The sequence below is a fragment of the Leucobacter soli genome (assembly GCF_042659205.1).
In the GTDB taxonomy this organism is placed as follows: domain Bacteria; phylum Actinomycetota; class Actinomycetes; order Actinomycetales; family Microbacteriaceae; genus Leucobacter; species Leucobacter soli.
In genome coordinates this window covers 1-3,930 of the sequence record NZ_JBHSRW010000214.1, presented here as the reverse complement: position 1 = coordinate 3,930, position 3,930 = coordinate 1, and the positions used below count along the sequence as shown (strand labels likewise).

The window sequence follows — 3,930 nt, the reverse complement described above, 5'->3', positions numbered from 1 at the left end:
GCCGCTCGCGGGGCATCCGGCTCCGGCGCTAGGCTGGCGCCGTGGCGACATCGACGCGGGGCCGGCTGCGGGGCCGGCTGGGTTGGGAGCTCGGCATCGTCCTCGCGCTCTCGTACGGGGCATCCGGTATCACGGCGATCGTCGCGATCATCGATCGCGTCACGCGTGAGACCGCCCTCGCCGAGCAGACCGCGACCCTCAACCGGTCACTGGCCGAACGGCCGGTGTTCGACCTCGTCTACCAGCTGCTGTCGTTCGCTTTCGGCCTCGCGCCCGTCGCGCTCGTCGTCTACCTGCTGTGGCGGCGCGGCCGACCGCACCTCTGGCGGCTCGGGCTGTCGCCGCGACCGGGCGCCTCCCCGCGCTGGTGGCTCGGCGAGTGCGGCGGCGGGCTGCTCCTCGCCGCCGCGATCGGCTTGCCCGGCCTCGCCTTCTATCTCTTCGGCCGCGTCATCGGCATCAACGTCGCCGTCGTGCCGACGGCGCTCGACGCCTACTGGTGGACCGTCCCGGTTCTGATCCTGAGCGCGCTCCGCGCCGCGCTCGGTGAGGAACTGATCGTGGTCGTCTACGTCTTCGACCGGCTGCGCAGGATCGGCCTCGGCCCGTGGACCGTCACTCTACTGAGCGCGCTGCTGCGCGGCAGCTACCACCTCTACCAGGGTTTCGGGGGCTTCATCGGCAACGTGGTGATGGGGGTCGTCTTCGGCTGGGCCTACCGGCGGTGGGGTCGGTCGCTCCCGCTGATCGTCGCCCACTGGGTGCTCGACATCGTGAGCTTCGTCGGCTACCCGCTCGCGGTCGCGCTCTGGCCGAGCCTCTTCCCCGCGCCCGGAGGATCGGCGTCCTGACATCGACGTCCCGAACGGGTCGGATCGGTCAGGCCGCCTCGATCGTCGGGATCATCGCCGCGACCAAGCCCCACACCTCGTCGTAGAGCTCCGTCGCCTCGGCGCAGCGCTCGGCAGGGCGCAGCACCTCGAAGGTGCCGTCGGCGAGACGGGTGAGGCCGAAGCCCTCCCGCATCTCGCTGCAGGAGGAGGGGAACTTCGGCAGCAGCGCACCGTCCTGCAGGATCATTCGCTCTCCGTCGAGCATGTAGTAGACGGAGCCGAGCTTGTTCGAGACCTCGACGGTCACATCCCACTGGGTGATCGGCATCCGGTAGGTCGAGCCGACCTCGACCTCGGGGGCCGCGTCGCCCGTTTCGGGCGTCTCCGGGTCGGACGGCTCCTCCTCCGGGGCTGTCGGCTCGGTCGGTTCGGTCGTGCTCGGAGTCTCGGTGGTCGGCTGGACGACCGGCGGCGGGGTCTCGCCGCCGCCGCGGAAGGTCTGCACGATGAACACGGACGCGACGATCGCGACGATCGCGACAGCGGCGACGATGATCCAGGGCAGCAGCCGGCGATGCTCCTTCTCCGCTCCGGTCACGGCGATCCGCTCGTACTCTCCCGCGGGCGATTCGACGTCGAATCCGAGGTCGGCGGCGAGTTGGGCGGCCGATGCGCCGGATTCCTGAGGCGCGGCGGCTGCGGCCGACGGCAGGACCACCGGCTCGGGCACCGTCTGAGTCGGGAGCGGGGCGGTGCGCGGCGCGCTCGGCGCGGTCGAGCGGCGCTTCCGCGCGGCCTGAGCGGATGCCGGCGGAGCCGGGAGGACGATCGGCGTGATCTCCGGTTGCCGCTGCTGGACAGGCGGCGCGGCATCCGGTTCGCCGTCGAGGCCGAGGATCGAGTCGAAGCTCGGGTTCGCGTCCGGGGAGCCTGCTCCCCCGGCGCCCGACTCGCCCCGCGCGGAGACGGGGGCGGCGGGCAGAGTGAGGATCGGTTCGGTCGGCGGCAGGTTCAGCGGATCCGTTTCCGCCGACGCCGCATCGTCCTCGACGGGGTCGTCTCCGACCGTCGCAGAATCGAGGAACGCCCGAAGCTCGTCTTCGTTCATCCTGCCAGCTTACCCGCCCGGCGGGCGCCGTTCACTGAGCGGCGCCTCCCAGCTCCCCGGCGACCGCGGCGATGTGCGGCGCATCCGTGCCGCAGCACCCGCCGAAGATCTCGGCGTTCGCCGCCAACTCGCGCAGAGCGGTCAACCCGTGCGCGAAGGCCGCCGGCGCATCGCCCGGTCCCTCCTCGCCCTCGCGCGCAGCGTTCAACCGGAAGCCGATCACCCGGTCCATCGAGCCGCCGCTGCGCAGAGCGCGGGCGGCCTCCTCCGGATGCGCGCAGTTCATCAGATAGCCGATCGGGGCGTTGCCAGTGGCGGCATCGACTGCGGCGATTCCCTCGGCCAGGGTGTCGCCGCTCGCCAGCAGGCCGTCCGCACCGACGGTGAAGGAGACCGCCGATGGCACTCCGGCCCGGCGCGCGGCGCGCACCACGCCGATGGCCTCAGGGGCATCGAGCACGGTCACCGCAGTCACTCGATCCGCTCCGGCGGCGGCCAGAGCCGCGACCTGCGGCGCATGATAGGACTCCGCCTCCTCCGGCGTCATCCGCTGCGCAGCGTCGTAGTCGTCGAAGCGCGGGCCGACGCAGCCGTTCACGACGACCGGAGCGGCGGCCGTCTCCGCCGCGACCTCGCGGACGAGATCCACCGCGGCGGCGTTGATGCGCGCGGCGATGTCGGCATCCCCGGCGACGGCGTCGTACCCGAGCAGTTCGAGCCAATCCGGGTTCGCGCGCCAGGTCGGGGTGTCGAGCACGAGCGGCAGGCCGACACGATCCGCCAACTCCACGAAGGGGCGGTAGTAGTCGCGCAACGCCTGCCGGCCGTCGACGGAATCGAGCAGCACGAACGCCGCGAACTCGGGGAGCTCCTGCCCCAGACGATCCTCCAGCGCGGTCTCGATGCCGCCGTCCGCAAGAGCGATGGTCATGGACGCCCCACCCGGATCCGGAGTGCGCGCGAGGATTCCAGCTCAACGCCGTCGCCGCGGATCGATCGAATGTCACGCATCGGCTTCGGCACCCCCGTACTCGGCGCGGAAGACGTGCACGAGCGCATTCGCATGCCCGTGCCCCATCCCCTGCTCCTTGAGGAAGGAGACCTGGCTCATGTGAGCCTCCCCCGCGTGCGGCCGCAGCTCTGCGATCCATTCGTCGATCGTCCTGCCGTACTTCGCCTCTATGGAGGGGAAGTAGGACCTCGGCCCCTTCACCTGATCCGACACCGTCTCTCCGTTTCTCTTCGCCTCTTCGCGTTCCGCCCGCTGATGCCCGTCAGTCGTTCTCGCAGGAGAACGCCCACATGACGCCGAATCGGTCGAAGACCTGACCGTACCAGTCGCCCCAGGGCGCCTTCTCGAACGGCATGCCGACGGATCCGCCGCTGCCGAGCATCCGCTCGAAGCCGGCACGCGCCTCGTCTGCGGTCGCCGTGGTCACCAGCAGCGAGTATGCGGTGCCGCGAACCGGGTAGTCGTTCTCGTCATCCATGACATCGCTGCCGGCGATGATCCCGGCTCCGTCGGGCAGCGTCAGCGTCGCGTGGGCGACAGCATCCGGATCCGGCTCGAACGGCATGCCCTCCAGCGGCATGTCCCGATAGCGGATGATGGACAGCTCGCCGCCGAACACCTCGTGCCAGTGCTCCATGGCTTCGGCGGTCGTGCCGGGCAGCGCCACGTAGGTGGCGATCGACTGGGTCATGATCGGGCTCCTTCTTCTCGGGATCCCCCGTGCCCAGTCTGGCCCAGATGCTCGGAAAGGGGTACCCCCTCCGAGGAGCGCGGAAGGCTCACCCCAGGGCGACGATGAGCGCGCACACCGCGAGCACCCCGCTGACGGGGGTCATCGTGAAGCGCTCGGGCCGGCTGCGCGAGATCGCGTTCACGAGCACGCCGAGGACGAAGTATCCGAACACCGCCCAGGCGGCGGCGATGACCGGTGGCGCGTCGCCGGGCACGGCGAGGGCGCCGGCCCGCGCGAGCAGCAC

5 protein-coding genes and 1 pseudogene are annotated in these 3,930 nt (G+C 71.0%); 1 reads left to right on the top strand and 5 read right to left on the bottom strand.

Going from position 1 to position 3,930, the window contains the following annotated elements:
* Positions 1-41 precede the first annotated feature (41 nt).
* Positions 42-851 (top strand): CPBP family intramembrane glutamic endopeptidase, encoded by an 810-nt coding sequence (locus tag ACFPZL_RS10970; RefSeq protein ID WP_218114466.1) that lies wholly within the window; start codon positions 42-44, stop codon positions 849-851.
* Between the two features lie 28 nt (positions 852-879).
* Here the strand turns inward: ACFPZL_RS10970 and ACFPZL_RS10965 are convergent, their stop codons facing one another.
* The 5 genes and pseudogenes from ACFPZL_RS10965 to ACFPZL_RS10945 form a co-directional block, all read right to left on the bottom strand.
* A complete protein-coding gene (locus tag ACFPZL_RS10965; protein ID WP_218114465.1) occupies positions 880-1,941 on the bottom strand; it encodes a hypothetical protein in 1,062 nt (353 codons plus the stop codon).
* Positions 1,942-1,972: 31 nt separating this feature from the next.
* Positions 1,973-2,872 carry a homocysteine S-methyltransferase family protein gene (locus tag ACFPZL_RS10960; RefSeq protein ID WP_218114464.1) on the bottom strand — a complete coding sequence of 300 codons (900 nt, stop codon included), beginning with the start codon at positions 2,870-2,872 and terminating at the stop codon, positions 1,973-1,975.
* Positions 2,873-2,944: 72 nt separating this feature from the next.
* Positions 2,945-3,166 carry a DUF4287 domain-containing protein gene (locus tag ACFPZL_RS10955; RefSeq protein ID WP_218114463.1) on the bottom strand — a complete coding sequence of 74 codons (222 nt, stop codon included), beginning with the start codon at positions 3,164-3,166 and terminating at the stop codon, positions 2,945-2,947.
* A gap of 49 nt (positions 3,167-3,215) precedes the next feature.
* Positions 3,216-3,644, bottom strand: coding sequence for a VOC family protein (locus ACFPZL_RS10950; protein ID WP_218114462.1), 429 nt, complete (start codon positions 3,642-3,644; stop codon positions 3,216-3,218).
* 88 nt (positions 3,645-3,732) lie between these two features.
* Positions 3,733-3,930 (bottom strand): annotated as a pseudogene (locus tag ACFPZL_RS10945) (hypothetical protein); the annotation flags it as partial.

Coding starts and splice junctions, on each gene's coding strand:
- ACFPZL_RS10965 (WP_218114465.1), bottom strand. CDS start 1,941: ATGAACGAAGACGAGCTTCGGGCGTTCCTCGATTCTGCGACGGTCGGA.
- ACFPZL_RS10960 (WP_218114464.1), bottom strand. CDS start 2,872: ATGACCATCGCTCTTGCGGACGGCGGCATCGAGACCGCGCTGGAGGAT.
- ACFPZL_RS10950 (WP_218114462.1), bottom strand. CDS start 3,644: ATGACCCAGTCGATCGCCACCTACGTGGCGCTGCCCGGCACGACCGCC.